17 protein-coding genes are annotated in these 16,043 nt (G+C 49.4%); 11 read left to right on the forward strand and 6 right to left on the reverse strand.

What is annotated here, in order from left to right:
• Positions 1-9: 9 nt before the first annotated feature.
• Both H6F68_RS19120 and H6F68_RS19125 read left to right on the forward strand, forming a co-directional pair.
• Positions 10-189 carry a hypothetical protein gene (locus tag H6F68_RS19120; RefSeq protein ID WP_190561399.1) on the forward strand — a complete coding sequence of 60 codons (180 nt, stop codon included), beginning with the start codon at positions 10-12 and terminating at the stop codon, positions 187-189.
• Between the two features lie 107 nt (positions 190-296).
• A complete protein-coding gene (locus H6F68_RS19125) occupies positions 297-716 on the forward strand; it encodes a helix-turn-helix transcriptional regulator (protein ID WP_190554572.1) in 420 nt (139 codons plus the stop codon).
• Positions 717-774: 58 nt separating this feature from the next.
• On the opposite strand, the gene H6F68_RS19130 is transcribed toward H6F68_RS19125, so the two are convergent.
• Positions 775-879 carry a PetM family cytochrome b6-f complex subunit 7 gene (locus tag H6F68_RS19130; RefSeq protein WP_190434035.1) on the reverse strand — a complete coding sequence of 35 codons (105 nt, stop codon included), beginning with the start codon at positions 877-879 and terminating at the stop codon, positions 775-777.
• A gap of 93 nt (positions 880-972) precedes the next feature.
• Between H6F68_RS19130 and pdxA the strand changes: the two genes are divergently transcribed.
• On the forward strand, positions 973-2,088 hold the full coding sequence (gene pdxA, locus H6F68_RS19135; RefSeq protein WP_190561401.1) for a 4-hydroxythreonine-4-phosphate dehydrogenase PdxA: 1,116 nt from the start codon (positions 973-975) through the stop codon (positions 2,086-2,088).
• A gap of 432 nt (positions 2,089-2,520) precedes the next feature.
• A complete protein-coding gene (locus H6F68_RS19140) occupies positions 2,521-2,742 on the forward strand; it encodes a DUF4327 family protein (protein ID WP_190434031.1) in 222 nt (73 codons plus the stop codon).
• Between the two features lie 109 nt (positions 2,743-2,851).
• On the opposite strand, the gene H6F68_RS19145 is transcribed toward H6F68_RS19140, so the two are convergent.
• Entirely contained in the window at positions 2,852-3,250 is a 399-nt protein-coding gene (locus tag H6F68_RS19145) for a hypothetical protein (RefSeq protein ID WP_190561403.1), read from the reverse strand.
• A gap of 57 nt (positions 3,251-3,307) precedes the next feature.
• The gene (locus H6F68_RS19150; protein ID WP_190561405.1) at positions 3,308-3,655 is read right to left on the reverse strand and encodes a hypothetical protein; all 348 of its coding nucleotides are present in this window, start codon (positions 3,653-3,655) and stop codon (positions 3,308-3,310) included.
• 133 nt (positions 3,656-3,788) lie between these two features.
• Here H6F68_RS19150 and H6F68_RS19155 point away from each other — a divergent pair, with 133 nt between their 5' ends.
• The gene (locus H6F68_RS19155; protein ID WP_190561407.1) at positions 3,789-4,694 is read left to right on the forward strand and encodes a cation diffusion facilitator family transporter; all 906 of its coding nucleotides are present in this window, start codon (positions 3,789-3,791) and stop codon (positions 4,692-4,694) included.
• 338 nt (positions 4,695-5,032) lie between these two features.
• Here H6F68_RS19155 and guaA read toward each other — a convergent pair whose 3' ends face one another.
• Both guaA and cbiD read right to left on the reverse strand, forming a co-directional pair.
• On the reverse strand, positions 5,033-6,592 hold the full coding sequence (gene guaA / locus H6F68_RS19160; protein ID WP_206755542.1) for a glutamine-hydrolyzing GMP synthase: 1,560 nt from the start codon (positions 6,590-6,592) through the stop codon (positions 5,033-5,035).
• Positions 6,593-6,778: 186 nt separating this feature from the next.
• Positions 6,779-7,906, reverse strand: coding sequence for a cobalt-precorrin-5B (C(1))-methyltransferase CbiD (gene cbiD / locus H6F68_RS19165; protein WP_190561411.1), 1,128 nt, complete (start codon positions 7,904-7,906; stop codon positions 6,779-6,781).
• Between the two features lie 192 nt (positions 7,907-8,098).
• Between cbiD and H6F68_RS19170 the strand changes: the two genes are divergently transcribed.
• The 3 genes from H6F68_RS19170 (at position 8,099) to moaA (ending at position 11,446) form a co-directional block, all read left to right on the forward strand.
• A complete protein-coding gene (locus H6F68_RS19170; RefSeq protein ID WP_190561413.1) occupies positions 8,099-8,647 on the forward strand; it encodes an STAS domain-containing protein in 549 nt (182 codons plus the stop codon).
• 213 nt (positions 8,648-8,860) lie between these two features.
• Positions 8,861-10,396, forward strand: a complete 1,536-nt coding sequence (locus H6F68_RS19175; RefSeq protein ID WP_190561415.1) for an MFS transporter — start codon at positions 8,861-8,863, stop codon at positions 10,394-10,396.
• A 60-nt stretch (positions 10,397-10,456) separates the two neighbouring features.
• Positions 10,457-11,446: a GTP 3',8-cyclase MoaA gene (gene moaA / locus H6F68_RS19180; protein ID WP_190561417.1), complete on the forward strand. Its 990-nt coding sequence runs from the start codon at positions 10,457-10,459 to the stop codon at positions 11,444-11,446.
• Positions 11,447-11,569: 123 nt separating this feature from the next.
• Here the strand turns inward: moaA and rpsD are convergent, their stop codons facing one another.
• On the reverse strand, positions 11,570-12,178 hold the full coding sequence (rpsD, locus tag H6F68_RS19185) for a 30S ribosomal protein S4 (RefSeq protein ID WP_190434012.1): 609 nt from the start codon (positions 12,176-12,178) through the stop codon (positions 11,570-11,572).
• A gap of 163 nt (positions 12,179-12,341) precedes the next feature.
• On the opposite strand from rpsD, the gene yidD reads away from it, so the two are divergent.
• The 3 genes from yidD to mnmH are packed head-to-tail and all read left to right on the forward strand — an operon-like array spanning position 12,342 to position 15,961.
• Positions 12,342-12,593, forward strand: coding sequence for a membrane protein insertion efficiency factor YidD (gene yidD, locus H6F68_RS19190; RefSeq protein WP_206755540.1), 252 nt, complete (start codon positions 12,342-12,344; stop codon positions 12,591-12,593).
• Positions 12,574-14,877 (forward strand): selenide, water dikinase SelD, encoded by a 2,304-nt coding sequence (selD, locus tag H6F68_RS19195; protein ID WP_242065567.1) that lies wholly within the window; start codon positions 12,574-12,576, stop codon positions 14,875-14,877. Before yidD ends, selD begins: the two co-directional genes overlap by 20 nt.
• A gap of 25 nt (positions 14,878-14,902) precedes the next feature.
• Positions 14,903-15,961 carry a tRNA 2-selenouridine(34) synthase MnmH gene (gene mnmH, locus H6F68_RS19200; protein ID WP_190561421.1) on the forward strand — a complete coding sequence of 353 codons (1,059 nt, stop codon included), beginning with the start codon at positions 14,903-14,905 and terminating at the stop codon, positions 15,959-15,961.
• Positions 15,962-16,043: the final 82 nt, after the last annotated feature.

Consider the following 16,043-nt stretch of genomic DNA (forward strand, 5'->3'; position numbering starts at 1 on the left):
GGATGAAAAATGAGAGGATCTAACAGGCGATCGCCGTTAATTCAGGTTGTAGAGTTTGGTGCGGAGTTTTATGGCAGCTTGGCCTGCGATCGCAGCGCTGATGTAAATAGAGCCAGCACGATTCGTTGGCTTCCTGCGATAACGTTAAACTGGACAGAACGACTGGTCCCTGAAACGGCTGATCCCTGAAACGGCAGAAGATAAATAAAAATTGAGCTTTTCCCGCAAGCTTTAGGGTTGCAAAAGTTTATTCTTCGAGCTCTACAATCAATCCACGACTGAGTTTTTAACCCGCTATGTCTAATCTTGAGTCTCTGTCTGTTTGCTCCGCCCCAGCTACTACAGCACCAGTGGCAGACGATCTCAATTGCAAAGACCAGCACCCGGTGAATCTGAGCCATGTGCGGCAACTACATCGAGATATTCTAAGCGTGGATAAAGCCCAACGCATGGCAGAATTTTTTGGGTTATTAGGAGATGCTAACCGCCTGCGAATTGTATCGGCTTTGGCAGTCCAAGAGTTATGTGTGTGCGATCTCGCTGCTGCTGTCAAAATGAGTGAGTCAGCGGTATCGCACCAGTTGCGGGCTTTGCGGACTATGCGCTTGGTGGGTTATCGAAAGCAAGGTCGCAATGTTTTTTATTGCCTCAAAGATAGCCACGTGCTGAACTTATATCGAGAGGTGGCTGATCATTTGGATGAACCGGAAGACTAAATTAAGCTCCACTATCACCGTCTTGTAAAGAGCAGTGAGCTATCTTAGAGGGCCAGACTTACTCTTCGCCGCCTTGGATTTTGAGCAGTAGGAAACCCATGCCCAATCCGACCAAGATCAAGGTAAAGGACAAAACAGCTGCATTGAGAATTTCACCATTCATCGCTTTAATGCTCCTTGTTAAACCCGCAGTCAGTATTTTAGAACAGTTTGACCCCTAATCCTTGCTCTGAGTATCGGCAAGCTCCCAGGTTCTATGAGGATTCAATCTACTCCAATTGCTTTGCCTACAACAGCGTTGCCACAGCTTCCTCGGTTAGTAGTGACGTTAGGTGATCCGGCGGGAATTGGTCCCGAAGTTGTTTTGAAAGCATTGGCTGAACCTAGCCTGACCTCAACCTGCGAGATCACGGTGGTAGGCAGCCAAAGATTATTACGCCAAGCTTATCTGCAATTGAAGCGGCAACAGAGTTTGGGCGATCGCGAAGCTGAACCCCTAGCAGATCCAGATCAACTTTTGATTTTAGATTTGCCTCTGAATCAAGCAACCGAATCCCAGATCACGGTAGGGGCTGGCAATGCTGCTAGTGGAGCTGCAAGTTTTGCTTATTTAGAAACGGCGATCGCTCATACTTTGGCAGGAGAGTTTGATGGTATCGTCACGGCTCCCATTGCCAAGTCAGCCTGGAAAGCAGCAGGGCATGAATATCCTGGACAAACAGAGTTGCTGGCAGAGCGCTCTGGAACTCAACGCTTCGGTATGTTGTTCGTAGCGCGATCACCTCATAGTAATTGGACATTGCGAACGCTGCTTGCAACTACTCACATTCCGCTGCGTCAAGTGCCTGATGTTCTAACGCCAGAGTTGATGACGGCTAAGTTGGAGCTATTAGCAGCATGCTTACAGCAGGATTTTGGTCTCAGTACCCCTCGAATTGCGATCGCCGGTCTTAATCCTCATAGCGGTGAGCAAGGCCAGTTAGGTCGAGAAGAGCAGGAGTGGCTGATTCCTTGGTTGGAGCAAGCCCGTCGTCAGTGGCCGCAGTTGCAACTCGAAGGTCCAGTCCCTCCGGATACGCTTTGGGTGAAGCCTGGACAAGCTTGGTATGGTGCCGCTGGTGCAGATTCCTCAGCTCATGATGCTTACTTAGCGCTGTATCACGACCAAGGCTTAATTCCTGTCAAGTTGCTAGCTTTTGACCGAGCTATTAACACATCTATTGGTCTGCCCTTTGTCCGCACGTCTCCCGATCACGGTACTGCTTTTGATATTGCGGGTCGAGGAGTTGCCAACGCTAACAGTATGAAAGCTGCGGTGCAATTGGCAGCGGAATTAGCCAGGCGCAGAATGAAGTCTTTTCCATCAACCTAAATAAACGCACCTGATCTGGGTATTGCTAATGAAGCCCAGACAATGATGGCAGTGCTAGCTCGATCCAGTGCAGCGATCGCCTTGCATTTGTTAAGACAGATTGAGTGCGATGTAGATATGTTAAGTTGGCGCTAAGTTTTCGGAACTTGAGGTCATCCTAGACCCATAAGACTCATAAATCTGAAGCTGCAAACTCGCTCCAATCAAACCAAATCTGTCTCAAGACAGTTTAATTGCGAAAATAAACATGCAGAAAACATCAACCTTTAATGACTTTTGCAATGTTTATTAATATAATCGAGTAAAAACTAGCGTGAAAATAAAAAACATTCAGTATAGGTGATTACAAAGTTATCTGAGCTACAAATTTTCTAACTACGTTATTTTGTTTGGATCCTTTGTAGTTTTCCAGTTGCGCTCAAAAGGGTAAATATGATTCAGTCCATTCAATACTCTATTAACTTGATTCAAGATGAAGCGTTGCACCTGGTGCAGCAGGGCGTTGTAAGTCGTCAGCAGCCGATTTATGCCCTGTGCAAATACATTCCAGCCCGTGAATGGGCCTTGGTGGAATGCGAACTAGAGCGCAGCAATTTCTTGCTCAGAGACCGCATTGGAGATCTGATTAGCTGCGAAAGTTGGGAAAACGACTAAATAATCTCTAAATATCAAGTCTAGACGTCTGATCCGAAGACGCCTCACTCGCTATATTTCTCCTGTGAGATGAGCCAGTTAATTTGAAAAGGCGATCGCTACAACCCTACTATTCAGTTGGGTTTTGACTTCTGAGTTTCTCCAATTCAGTTCGAATTGCGGCAATTTGGGCAGTTAATTCTTGCAACTCAAGCTGCACATCTGGAGGGGCAGCCGGGGTAGCTGTAGCAGTGTTTGTCTGAGCTTGAGTCGTAGCATCGTAAGGCGGCTGAGCTTGTTGACGCTGGCGCTGCTCTAAGATCGTATCAACAAAGTTGCGGGCTTCTTGCTCGGTCATAGCGCCCTTAGCATCCCATTCCTCTGCCAACTGACTGAGGTCAGTTCTTAGCTGGCTCAAGTTTTGCTCCCGCTTTTGGGGATCTTGCAGCACTTCAATCAAGGAAGTAGTTGCCCCGAGGGTCACCCGTAATCCTTTTTGCAGTAAGTAAGTCAGATTATTAGAATCCATTGGTAGGAATTAAGTGCTAATGGTGATTGGTTGCCTCGATTTTACTGTAAGTCACGATTAGGCAGCCTGCTCTAGGTACTGATTTACGTCTTCGACTAAACGCGTTAGTTCTGTTTCGGTTGTTAAACGAATGCGATCGTCGCGTAACGTGACCAGCACTTTGGCAGCAAAGGGAGTGGGCCAAATGTTGGGATTACAAAAGATTTCTAAAAACACATCCCCGGTGTAACGATACTCGACTGATTTCTGTGGATTAGGTCTGCCACCTGGAGTAGTTGCTGCAACCGCTTTCAAGCTTTCTAACAGTCCTGTTAAAGCAGCTTTCAGCTCTTGAGCCGCCTGAGCTGTAAAGTTAAAAGCAACAGAGCCTTCGCCCAAATTGAGAGTGAGTGGAGTCGCAGCCATAAGCGATCTATTTTGAGAGTCTGAGTGTTTATCGTACCGGGGAAACGGCCTGCGCAATACTAGTGATCTGAACAGATATCTCGTTTAGACTGAAGGCCAGAGAACTCTGATCCGGGTTCAGGAGAGTTCGATCATGGTCGTTGACAACCGTTCACAAGTTCGCAAGGTATTGCTCATTACCTTGGTGCTCAATCTATTTGTGATGCTCTTAAAGGCATTGGTGGGATGGTCAACAGGTTCGCTGAGCTTGCTGGCTGATGCTTTGCATAGCGTCACAGACAGCGTCAACAATGTTTTGGGATTAGTAGCTAGTCGTTTTTCCTCTCCCGAACCCGATCGCGATCATCCCTATGGTCATCAGAAATTTGAAGCTGTGGGTGCTTTAGGAATTGCAGCTTTTTTGGGGATCGCTTGCTTCGAGATTTTGCAAGGAACGGTCGAACGATTACTCCGAGGTAGTCAACCCGTCAACATCTCGGCCTCCGAGTTGTGGCTCTTGCTGGCGGTATTGGGGATCAATATTTTTGTCACTTTTTATGAGCGGGCAGTTGGGCAACGAGTCAACAGCCCCATTCTGATTGCTGATGCGCAACACACCATGAGCGATGTTTGGGTAACGATTAGTGTACTGGCTGGTTTGGTCGGGATTTGGGCTTGGAATCTGCAATGGCTAGACTTGGCGTTGTCGTTTCCAGTAGCGATTCTGGTATTTAGTAGTGGTTGGTCAGTGTTGCGGTCTAATTTGCCTTGGCTAGTGGATGAAATGGCGATCGCTCCAGAAGCCATTCACGCGATCGCAGCCCAAGTTCCTGGCGTGATCAACTGTCACAGTATTGCTTCAAGAGGAGTCTTAGGTCGGCAAGTCTTCATCGAAATGCATTTGATTGTGGATGCTGCGGATGTTGAAACCGCCCACCAAATTACCGAAGCCCTAGAAGCACGACTCGAAGAACGATATGGTCCAGCGCGAATTAATATTCACGTGGAGCCTCCTGCCTACATGTCTAACCAAATTAGTTACGAAAATGATTTGTCTTAGTTACCGACTTAGTGCTTAAAAACAAAAATCTGCATCTCATGAGGAAAGGCAAGAGTTAGATTTCCCATGGAAGCTTTTAATTAATTTTTAATAAACAGTTAATAAAGACTATAGTTTTCCACAGATCAAGGGGTTTTTCCACAGATTTAGCCCTGTTTTCCACAAAAAATTTATAAGAGTTATGGTGCCGCTATTTATTTCTTTAATAGCAGCACCCTATTTATTAGCAGTGATTAGCGAGATGGATCAGCGAAGTAGAACCTAGCTGATAAGAAGACTTAGCTATCTCGGGTCATCTCGGCATCGCAATAAATGAACCAGTAGAAGCTAGAGCGCACCTATTCCCACTCGATTGTGCCGGGGGGCTTAGAGGTAATGTCATAAACTACCCGATTGACACCAGGTACCTCGTTCACAATCCGATTGGAAATGGTTTCTAGCAGATCGTAGGGAACGCGAGACCAGTCTGCGGTCATGCCATCTTCGCTGGAAACCAATCGCAGGACAATGGGGTAGGCGTAGGTTCTTTGGTCACCCATGACACCGACACTGCGAACGGGCAGCAATACAGCAAAGGCTTGCCAGAAATCGTGGTAAATGCCGCGCCGATTAATTTCTTGACGCACAATTAAATCTGCGTCACGGAGAATTTCTAAGCGCTCTTCGGTGATTTCTCCTAGGATGCGGATGGCGAGACCAGGCCCAGGAAAAGGATGCCGCTGCACAATTTCTTCAGGTAAACCAACGGAGCGGCCCAACTTCCGCACTTCATCCTTAAACAATTTGCGGAGGGGTTCAACCAGCTTGAAGCACAAGTCTTTAGGTAAGCCACCGACGTTGTGATGACTCTTGATTTTGACTGCTACCCGTTCGCCTGTCTTTGGATCAACATTAGTATCTGCAGACTCAATCACATCCGGGTAGAGAGTACCCTGAGCTAAGTAGTCGAAAGGCCCTAGCCGCCTGGATTCTTCTTCAAATACGCGGATGAACTCATGACCAATCCGCTTGCGCTTTTCTTCGGGATCGGTAATTCCATCCACTGCGGCTAAGAAGCGATCGCGGGCATTGACGTAGGCAACATTGATGTGGAATTGCTCCTCAAACAGCTTCACCAACCGTTCTGGCTCATACTTCCGCATGAAACCTTGGTCGATAAACATGCAGGTGAGTTGATCGCCGATGGCTCGGTGCATCAAGAAAGCTAACGTCGAGGAATCAACGCCGCCAGAGAGAGCCAGCAACACTCGCTTATCACCAACTTTGGCCCGAATTTCCCGGATCGATTGCTCAACGAACGCAGCCGTGGTCCAAGTCGGTTCGGCTTGGCAGATGTGATAAACAAAGTTGCGAATCAACGGCATGCCGCCGAGGGAATGCACCACTTCTGGGTGGAATTGCACGCCATACAGCTTCCTCTCGTGGTGAGCGATCGCCGCACAGGAAGTATTATCTGTGTGCGCCAGCAATTCAAAGCCATCTGGTAACTTCGTCACCGAGTCGCCATGACTCATCCACATCGTGGTGCCATCGTCCACATTGGTGAGCAAGTCAGTGGGATCATCAATCACGAGAGCTGCTTTGCCATATTCCCCGCGATCGGCCCGCTCCACTTCGCCACCGAGCTGTTGCACCATCAACTGCATGCCATAGCAGACTCCCAGAACTGGAATGCCCAACTGCCAAATCTCTGGATCACACTGAGGAGCGCCCTGGTCATAGACCGAGCTGGGACCGCCAGAGAGAATAATGCCTTTGGGGTTGAGCTGCCGTAGCTGTTCCGCCGTGGTGCGATAAGAGATGACCTCAGAGTAAACCTGAGTTTCGCGAATCCGACGAGCAATCAGCTCTGAGTACTGAGAGCCGAAGTCTAAAATGACAATAATTTGTCGATCCAGCTGTTTTAAATCTTCAGCTTGAATCACTGGTTCAGTCTGTAGAGTCACGGACGTATCCTGATGCAGTTGGGGTAGATGTAGAGATAAACCCTTGCTATGGCGTGCCTAAAGCACAAAAGCAATGCCAAAAACGAATCCTAAAAATTTCTTTACTTTTAAATCAAGTGTACGCGCATTTAAGCTAGATTAACAGACTTGGGACAATAATTTCTGCGCGATTTCGCTTCGCACTAAAATGTGGCGATCGCGATCGAACAAAATTGAGCCAACTTGAACAGTGCGCTCGCTATGGGTGTAGATGTAGGCTTGGCAGCGCTGATCAATTTGTTGGGCGATCGCGCCATAAACCTGTTGCACCCAATTGTTGTCTGATGCGGTGTCGAGCGATCGCAAGTGGTTTAAAGCAGCTTCAGCCGTAGCGCTGGCAAATATGGTGGGTAGAGTTTGACTGGGTAGGCCTAGATTAGCGCAGTGAGCGGTCAAGATTTCTAGTCGTCCGTCAGCAACGTGGTGATGCGTGTGAAAAATGCCGCCAGCCAACTTGATCAACTTGCCGTGGTAGCCAAATAACAACACCGCTTGCACTCCTGCTAAGCCTGCTTCAACTAGCATGGGGCCAATCCAATTCGCAGTTTTAACCAAGCGATTCGGATTAATGCCTATCTGAGTGGCTAAGTCCAAGCCATTTTCGCCCACGCAAAAGACCAAACCATCGAAATAAGATTGCTTGGCGTGTAGCGCTTCCCGAAAGGCTTCAAGTTGTCCGGGAGCGCTCAAGGGCTGGGAAATACCTGTGGTGCCAAGAAGAGATAATCCTTCCACAACCCCAAAAGCCGCGTTAGAAGTGCGTTCTGCCAAAGTCCGTCCCTCTGGCAAAATAATCGTGACTCGAATTTTTTCACCTGACGTTAACTGCCGCTCCAAGTTAGTGTGCAAGAGCCGCTGAGCATAGGCATAGATCGCCGCCTGATTCTCTTGGTTTTCTGCCTTAATCTGTCGCCCCACCCCTTCTCCACCCTGGAGCACAACTGTCTCTAGCTGATTTGGCTCTCCCCACTCGACTAAGGCCCAAATAGGGGTATCGCGAGTCAGGTCTAAGTTATCGCCGGGGTCACTGTGGGCGATCGCTAGAGCCGAGTTAGCCGTGAGTCCAGCCACCTGAGCAATGGGAATTGTCACCGTTTCAGCAGGCTCGACTAAATCTAGGTCAACGGAAGAGATGCTTTGGGGGCCTTGGCGTAGCCATCGTAATGCAGCGATCGCGGCAGCGGCAGCAAAAACAGGCAGCGTGTATCCAGCTCGTAATTCGGTCAAGTAAAAAATCCTCAGTCCAACTCCGTGAATATACTTTTGTGACAAAAATCACGAAAAGTAAGTGATTGATCACAGTTTCTTTATAAGAATTTTAGGTTCAGATTGGATATGGAGGAGTCTGTCCTCTGGCAGTTGGGGTTTCAACGTCCAGCCTCAATGCCGCCTCTCTTGTGACGTTTCCTGGAGACCCCAATGAAAACCGTCATAAACTCGACTACGAATACTCTTAACTCCGATGCGATCGGCGTAGAAGAGGAGGCAACAACCCTTACTGTTGTGCTGCAACCTCAGGGTTGCTTAAACACGGCTAGCAGTCCAGGATTTCAACAGGAGCTAGAGCAGGCACTGGCAGGGGCATCGAATGCAGTGATTGTAGATTTGTTGCATGTAGAGGCAGTAGAGCCAGCAGGAGTGAGCGTCCTGTTAGCAGGAATTAAGCTGGCGACGAGCTTGAACAAATCTCTATCTATCTGGTCCATGAGCCGGGTGACGCGGGTGGCCTTGGAAACGGAGTGGGGCCGTCAGCGTGCCGTGACTTTAGGAACTTGGAGCGACTTGTGCAAGCAGGAATTTGAACTATTTTTGCGTACCAACAGTTGGGCTCGGAAGCAATCAGTGGCAGCTCAAGCAGTAGCGGCTCAAGCGGCGGCTAAAATCCCGGTAAACATCCCTGTTCCACGACGCATGAGTTATGTAGCTGGTAATACTGACCTAGAAATGCGAACGCAGCAGACTGCTTAGGACCGTGTACAGCCTAGAACCTTTGGGCAAGCGGCTGAGAGGTTTAGGAATTATTGCAATAGTTTGAGAAAGATATCTTTCGCCTGGATGGTGTTTAGGAGCGATCGCCCAAAATACTGTCAAAAGAATTGAGCAGCCTTAACCACAGGCTGATGGTATTGCGCCTACAAAATTAGTAAAAATATTTAACAAATCAAGATTTCTAGCTTCAGCATGCTGAGACAAGCAGTGGATTTGACAACTGTTGAGGTGGCAGCGGTTCCTGTGTCTGGAATTCTAGATCCGGTTGCCGATCCGGAACCTATAACGGTCTCTCGAAAACCTTCTAAGCAAGCAATTCGGATTAGCCTCAGAGCCTCCACCCTAGATGGTGTTTTTGCGACCATCTTCTCGAATGTGGCAGGCGGGGTTTTACTCAGCAACTTCTTGGTGGAGCTGGATGCCAGTCCTGTCGAGCTAGGGATGTTGGCCTCAATTCCACTGCTAGCCAATCTGCTGCAACCTTTGGGAGCTTACTTAGCCAACCGCACTACCAGTCGCCACCGCTACGGTTTGTGGATTTATGCTCCGGCTAGATTGCTCTGGCTAATTCTGGTCCTTGGCATTGGAGTCGCCAGTCTTCAGCCAACTCCTCCCCATCTTTTAGTGCAGTGGGCTTTGGCGATCGTCGTGCTGACCCATTTTTTAGGGGCTTTGGGGGGAGCCTCATGGTTCAGTTGGGTGGCAGCTCTAGTGCCTCGGCAATTGCGCGGTCGCTATTTTGGCATTCGCAACAGTGCCATTAGTTTGACCAACTTACTCAGCGTTCCTTTGGTGGGACTGGCGGTGACGGCTTGGCCAGGAGGTAGCATCCAAGGATATGGAGTGTTGCTATTCTTGGGCGTGATTGTCGGGCTGGTTAGCATCGGGTTTCAGTACTGGATGGTGGATGTCAATCCTCAAGCGCAGCAACAGGAACATGCTGAGTCATTGGCCCAGGAATCTGCTGATTTGGATGCAGTTGCAGCAGCTGAGCCTTCTAAGAGTAAAAGCTTTTGGCAAGACAGAAACTTCTTGATGTTCTTGCTCTACTTTGCCTTGTGGGGTTTCTCAGTTAACTTGAGCGCTCCCTTTTTTAACATTTATCTGTTGGATACTCTGTCTTTAGATGTCAATTGGGTGACTACTTATACGAGCCTGGGAGCGGGAGCTAATTTACTCATGCTGGTGCTGTGGGGCAGATTAGCCGATCGCATTGGGAATCGCCCCATTCTTGTATTAGTGGGCATTCTGGTCGCGGTTACTCCCTTGCTGTGGCTAGGGACAGGGACGGATTTAACATCCCTACTCGTTTGGTTTCCACTGCTGCATATTTTGGCGGGGGGCACTTGGGCCGCGATCGATCTGTGCATCAATAACATTCAGCTAGGAGTTGCACCCGTTCAGCATCAGGCTACCTATTTCGCGATCGCCGGAGCCGTAGCAGGAGTCAGCGGAGCCTTAGGAACAACCGCAGGAGGATTTCTGATCGAGTTCACAAACTCTGGTGGCATCTTGGGACTGTTTGCCCTCTCCAGCGTCATTCGCTTAGCGGCAATTTTGCCCTTGCTGTTTGTTCGGGAGCAACGTCCACGCTCAGTTCGCCAAGCAGTGCAAGCTCTCGCGCAAGGTTTGAGTAACGCCCTGAAAATACCAAAGCGATCGCCCTTGCTCTTCAAACCACAAGCTGTAGCAGTAGAAGCCACGACCTTCCCAGATCAGGCACAATAAAGACATCCATTACCTATTCCTGACTCAATAGAATAGGTTGTCTGGGGATACCAGTTGTAGATGAATCAGGTAGATTACCTTCGCATCAGCTTGATCGATCGCTGCAACTTCCGGTGCCTTTACTGCATGCCGGAGGGTACAGACTTAGAGTACGCACTTCAGCAAAACTTGCTAACTCATGCTGAGTTGCTCACTTTAATCAACGAAGTGTTTGTTCCAGTTGGGTTTACTCAGTTTCGCTTGACCGGAGGCGAACCCTTGATTCGTCCAGGGGTGGTGGATATTGTCAGGGCGATCGCGGCTTTGCCAGAAACTCAAGATCTATCCATGACCACCAATGGTTTTTTGTTGGCAGACCTAGCGCAGGAGCTTTACGATGCGGGTTTGCGACGAATCAATATTAGTTTGGATTCTCTAGAGCCAGAAACCTTCGACAAGATTATTGGCCATCGGGGGCGATCGCGTTGGCAGCAAGTTTGGGATGGTATTCAAGCGGCTCATCGAGTTGGGTTTAACCCGCTGAAGCTGAATGTCGTGGTGATTCCGGGCGTAAATGACCAAGAAGTTTTAGACTTGGCGGCTTTGAGCCTCGATCGCGAGTGGCACATCCGGTTTATTGAATTTATGCCGATTGGCAATGCTTCTCTGTTTGGCGATCGCGGTTGGATTGCTTCAGAGGAATTAAGACAGCAGATTCGCGATCGCTGGGGTCTGACGGAAGGGGAAGTGCGAGGAAATGGCCCTGCTGATGTGTTCCGCATTCCGGGAGCGCAAGGAACATTGGGCTTTATTAGCCAAATGTCTGAGTGTTTTTGCGATCGCTGCAATCGCATGCGACTCTCTGCCGACGGTTGGCTCCGCCCTTGCCTATTGAACGAAGATGAGCAAGTCGACTTAAAAACTGCTTTGCGCTCTGGGGTACCTACCGCTCAGTTACGCGCCCAAGTCAGAAAGCTGCTGCAACTGAAGCCTGAAATTAACTTCAAGCAACGCGACTCTGGAACTCAATCGGGTGCTTATAGCCGCACTATGTCGCAAATTGGCGGCTAATCCAAAATAATCCAAAAACTAAGGTTTAAAAAATCAAAAGCTCCCAAATGACGGTTCGGGAGCTGCTGATCAAATATTTCAATGCCGCGGTAACACAAGAATGCTGAAAAGAGTTCTGAACGATTAAGCTTGGCGAGAGTAGTACTCAACCACAAGCAGTTCGTTGACTTGGAGTGCGATCCATTCCCGCTCAATCACACCATTCACCTTGCCAGTGAGTTTGCCTTTGTCGAACTCTAAGTGGCTAGGCAGGTGAGCGAGGCCAGGATACTGTAGATTTTGTTCAATCAACTGACGAGAGCGATCGCGGTCTCTAACACCAATGACTTCGCCGGGACGGCACTGGTAGCTAGCAATATCTACGGGACGACCATTCACAGTAATGTGACCGTGGTTGACTAACTGACGTGCAGCAGGAATCGTAGGAGCCATACCGAGACGGAAAACGGTATTGTCCAGGCGCATTTCTAGCAACTGCAACAGGGTTTGTCCGGTAGAACCCGCAGCCCGACGAGCTTTCCGTACATAGCGAAGTAGCTGTCTCTCGGTGATACCGTAGTTGAAGCGCAACTTTTGCTTCTCTTCTAGACGGACACCGTATTCAGATTTCTTCTTGCGTTCTTGACCGTGCTGTCCAGGTGGATATGCCTTTCTGGGAGACTTCCGAGTCAAGCCAGGTAGGTCACCCAAACGACGCACAACTCTGAGGCGAGCGCCTCTATATCGCGACATGTAGCTTCCTCAAACTAAAATTTACCCAAAGATCCCAGTATAGACCCTGTTTTAAGAACAAGAAAGAGGCTATGTCAAATTAGTCTGTAGCTGCTTGTTGTGCCGTCGTTCAGAACTGTCAGCGAGAAATACAGACAAAACCAAGCGACTTAAAATGGAATTTATGAAGCGCTTAGTCATCGGCTCGATCCGGGGTTATCAAATTTTAGTTTCGCCACTGCTGCTGCCTGCTTGCCGCTTTCACCCGACTTGCTCTCAGTATGCGTTGGAAGCGGTAGAGCGGTTTGGCCCTTGGCGAGGTGGTGGATTAGCACTGCGCCGAATTGCTCGCTGTCACCCTTTCCATCCCGGTGGCTATGATCCTGTCCCTGCCGTAACGCCTGCTACTGATGCTGATGATGAACCCAGTCTCTGAGCCGATCGTCAAAGATTTGGTGCTAGTGGGTGGAGGTCATAGCCATGCGATCGCCCTACGCATGTTGGGGATGCAGCCTCTCTCTGGGGTGCGGATTACGCTCCTCACAGAAGCCTCAGATACTCCCTATTCGGGGATGCTGCCTGGACATATTGCGGGCTTTTATAGCCACGATGAATGCCATATCGACCTGCGACCACTCGCTCAGTTTGCTCAAGCGCAACTGTATCTCGATCGCGTGGTGGGCTTGGACTTAGCAAACAAGCGAGTGATTTGTGCCCATCGTCCGCCTGTGGCTTTTGATGTCGTTTCTATTGATATTGGTAGTACCCCGACGATTCCAGACATTGCTAGGGCTGTGGAGTCGAGTATTCCAGTCAAGCCAATTCGTCGCTTTCTAGATCATTGGGATCAACTCATTGAGCAGGTGGCAGAAAATCCTGAGAAACCAATCTGCATCGGAATTATCGGAGGTGGCGCGGGTGGCGTGGAACTGTCGCTTGCAGTCCAGCGACATCTGCACAAAGTTCTGAGGCGATCGCAGCAACCACCAACAAATCTATCCCTACATCTGTTTCAGCGTGGAACCGTTTTGATGCCAGGGTATAGCCGTTGGGTAGGCGATCACTTCCACAAAATCCTAGCTCATCGAGGCATTCACCTCCACCTCGGAGAAACAGTCACAGAAGTCCAGGCGCATCAAGTTAAGTGTGAATTGGGGTTGACGGTGGCTTGTGATCATACGTTTTGGGTCACGCAGGCTGCGGCACCAAATTGGATAAAAGCATCTGGCTTGGCTACGGATGCTCAAGGCTTTATTGGAGTGGATGAAAATCTGCGATCGCTCTCTCATCCCTTCGTGTTTGCCGCTGGTGACATCGCCACTATCAAAAACCATCCCCGACCTAAAGCTGGGGTGTTTGCAGTGCGTCAAGGCAAGCCACTATTTGAGAATTTACGCCGAACCTTATCAGGGCAGCAGCTCAAGCCCTACATTCCCCAGAAGCGTTATCTCAGCTTAATCGGCACCAGCGAGGACTCTGACTCTAATCAACACAATGCCGCGATCGCTTCTTGGGGTCCGTTTGGTTGGCAGTCTTCTACACTTTGGCAGCTTAAGGATGGAATCGATCGGCGGTTTATGGATCGCTTCAGTCAACTGCCGGAGATGATGCACCAGCCCACCTCAACTCTTGCTGCACAGTTACAGCCACAACCTCAGAGTCAAATCCAAAATCTTATGCGGTGTGGTGGCTGTGGGGCCAAGGTTGGTAGCAGCGTTTTAGAGCGAGTTCTCCAGCGCATTCAGCAAGAATATCCCCAGCCTAGCGATCGCGCCGATATTCTCATCGGTTTAGATGCACCGGATGATGCAGCCGTCTTGCAAATACCTGCTGATCGCGTTTTGGTACAAACCATTGATTACTTTCGCTCCTTAATCAACGACCCGTTTGTGTTTGGTCAAATTAGTGCCAACCACTGCCTCAGCGATATTTTTGCGATGGGAGCCATGCCTCAAAGTGCTTTAGCGATCGCGACGGTTCCCTACGCCCTGGAAGCCAAGGTGGAGGAAACGCTCTACCAGCTGCTAGCGGGTGCTTTAAAGGTTTTACATCAGGCAGGAGCAGCTTTAATTGGTGGTCACACGACAGAAGGAGCAGAATTGGCTTTTGGCCTAACTTGCAACGGTTTGGCTGAGCGCGATCGCCTTTTGAGAAAAACGGGAATGCACCCAGGACAAGTTCTGATTTTGACCAAAGCGTTGGGGACGGGAGCCTTGTTTGCGGCAGATATGCAGCGCCGAGCCAAAGGTCGTTGGATTGATGCGGCGGTAGAGTCGATGTTGCAGTCGAATCAAGCGGCTGCTGAATGCTTGATGCAACATCAAGCCAGCGCTTGCACAGATATTACGGGGTTTGGGCTGTTAGGACACTTGGCTGAGATGACCCAAGCTTCTCAAGTTGCGGTGGAACTAAAGCTGGCAGCGATCCCACTGTTGGCAGGAGCCAGAACGGTTGTAGAACAAGGCATTGTGAGTTCGCTGCAACCCCAAAACTTACGGGCCGCGTTAAAAGTACAAAATTGGTCGGAGATTAGCGATCGCCCGGAATCCGCTTTACTCTTTGATCCCCAAACTTCTGGTGGTCTGCTTGCCGCTGTGCCCGCAGAACGAGCTAGCGATTGTGTTAGTGCTCTCCAGTCATTGGGTTATCAGCAAAGTCGGGCGATCGGCGGCATTTTTCCCTGCACTTCATCCCCTGAGCCGATTACGATCGAACTGTAGGGTTGCTTGCTGTTTGGTTTGATTCATGCCCCAAGTCGTTGATGTTGCTGAGTTTTTGCATTGCCCTGGCCTGATTCTGGATGTTCGCAGCCCAGGAGAATTTTTTCAGGGGCACATTCCGGGTGCGCAGAGTTTCCCGTTGTTTAGTAATGACGAACGGGCCGAGGTGGGTACGTGCTACAAACGGCAGGGACAAGAAACAGCGATTGAATTAGGTCTGGCGATCGTCGGTCCCAAACTCGCTGGTTTTGTGACTCAAGCCAAAGCCCTAGCCCCTGAGCGTCGGGTACGATTGCACTGCTGGCGAGGCGGGATGCGGAGCAACAGTATGGCTTGGCTCCTGGAAACGGCAGGTTTTCAGGTCACTCTGCTGCGCAGTGGCTACAAAAACTTTCGTCATTGGGTGCGCTCCACCTTGGCTACTCCAAAAACTTTGGCAATTTTGGGAGGGATGACAGGCACTGGCAAGACAGAAATCTTAGTGGCCCTGGCAGAACAGGGAGAGCAAGTTCTGGACTTAGAAAACTTAGCGAACCATCGAGGCAGTAGCTACGGCAGTTTGGGGTTACCCGCGCAACCCACGACCGAGCAATTTGAAAACCACATTGCTTTGGTTTGGAGCCAATTTAATCACCAGCGGCCTGTGTGGATTGAGGCGGAAAGTCGGCGAATCGGACTGTGTCGGATTCCAGACGAAATCTTTCAGCAAATGCTACAAGCCCCTGTGTTGCAAATTCTGCGATCGCGTCCTGAGCGAATTGAGATTTTGCGCCAGGTCTATGGTTCGGTCAAACCAGAACAACTCATAGAAGCCACGGAACGTTTACGAAAAAAGCTAGGTGGCTTACGGACTCAACAAGCCGTTGAAGCGATTCATCAAGGTGATTTGACTACTGCAATTGATTTAGTTTTGGATTATTACGACAAAACCTATACCCATGATTTGCAACGGCGAGGTGTCCCGATTCACTCAATCGACATTGCCGATGCTTCGCCAACTGCTAGCGCTGCGTTATTAATGGAAAAATCTCAGGATTGGCTAATAACTTCTCAACCAATGCCTATCAGTATTACTGCCACTTAATGACCTCAGACGTTAAAGTCCACAATCTACCTCCGGAGTTGCGCTTCTCTCTTTCTTATTGATTTAGCTATAGTGATTTGGC

Source organism: Trichocoleus sp. FACHB-262, from assembly GCF_014696035.1.
Taxonomy (GTDB): Bacteria; Cyanobacteriota; Cyanobacteriia; order FACHB-46; family FACHB-46; genus Trichocoleus.

Bases quoted from the DNA above. Each gene is read 5' to 3' on its own strand.
- H6F68_RS19120 (WP_190561399.1), top strand. From the start codon at position 10: ATGAGAGGATCTAACAGGCGATCGCCGTTAATTCAGGTTGTAGAGTTT.
- H6F68_RS19175 (WP_190561415.1), top strand. From the start codon at position 8,861: ATGCTGAGACAAGCAGTGGATTTGACAACTGTTGAGGTGGCAGCGGTT.
- H6F68_RS19170 (WP_190561413.1), top strand. From the start codon at position 8,099: ATGAAAACCGTCATAAACTCGACTACGAATACTCTTAACTCCGATGCG.
- H6F68_RS19140 (WP_190434031.1), top strand. From the start codon at position 2,521: ATGATTCAGTCCATTCAATACTCTATTAACTTGATTCAAGATGAAGCG.
- moaA (WP_190561417.1), top strand. From the start codon at position 10,457: ATGAATCAGGTAGATTACCTTCGCATCAGCTTGATCGATCGCTGCAAC.
- yidD (WP_206755540.1), top strand. From the start codon at position 12,342: ATGAAGCGCTTAGTCATCGGCTCGATCCGGGGTTATCAAATTTTAGTT.
- selD (WP_242065567.1), top strand. From the start codon at position 12,574: ATGATGAACCCAGTCTCTGAGCCGATCGTCAAAGATTTGGTGCTAGTG.
- pdxA (WP_190561401.1), top strand. From the start codon at position 973: ATGAGGATTCAATCTACTCCAATTGCTTTGCCTACAACAGCGTTGCCA.
- mnmH (WP_190561421.1), top strand. From the start codon at position 14,903: ATGCCCCAAGTCGTTGATGTTGCTGAGTTTTTGCATTGCCCTGGCCTG.
- H6F68_RS19145 (WP_190561403.1), bottom strand. From the start codon at position 3,250: ATGGATTCTAATAATCTGACTTACTTACTGCAAAAAGGATTACGGGTG.
- H6F68_RS19150 (WP_190561405.1), bottom strand. From the start codon at position 3,655: ATGGCTGCGACTCCACTCACTCTCAATTTGGGCGAAGGCTCTGTTGCT.
- H6F68_RS19130 (WP_190434035.1), bottom strand. From the start codon at position 879: ATGAATGGTGAAATTCTCAATGCAGCTGTTTTGTCCTTTACCTTGATC.
- rpsD (WP_190434012.1), bottom strand. From the start codon at position 12,178: ATGTCGCGATATAGAGGCGCTCGCCTCAGAGTTGTGCGTCGTTTGGGT.
- H6F68_RS19155 (WP_190561407.1), top strand. From the start codon at position 3,789: ATGGTCGTTGACAACCGTTCACAAGTTCGCAAGGTATTGCTCATTACC.
- H6F68_RS19125 (WP_190554572.1), top strand. From the start codon at position 297: ATGTCTAATCTTGAGTCTCTGTCTGTTTGCTCCGCCCCAGCTACTACA.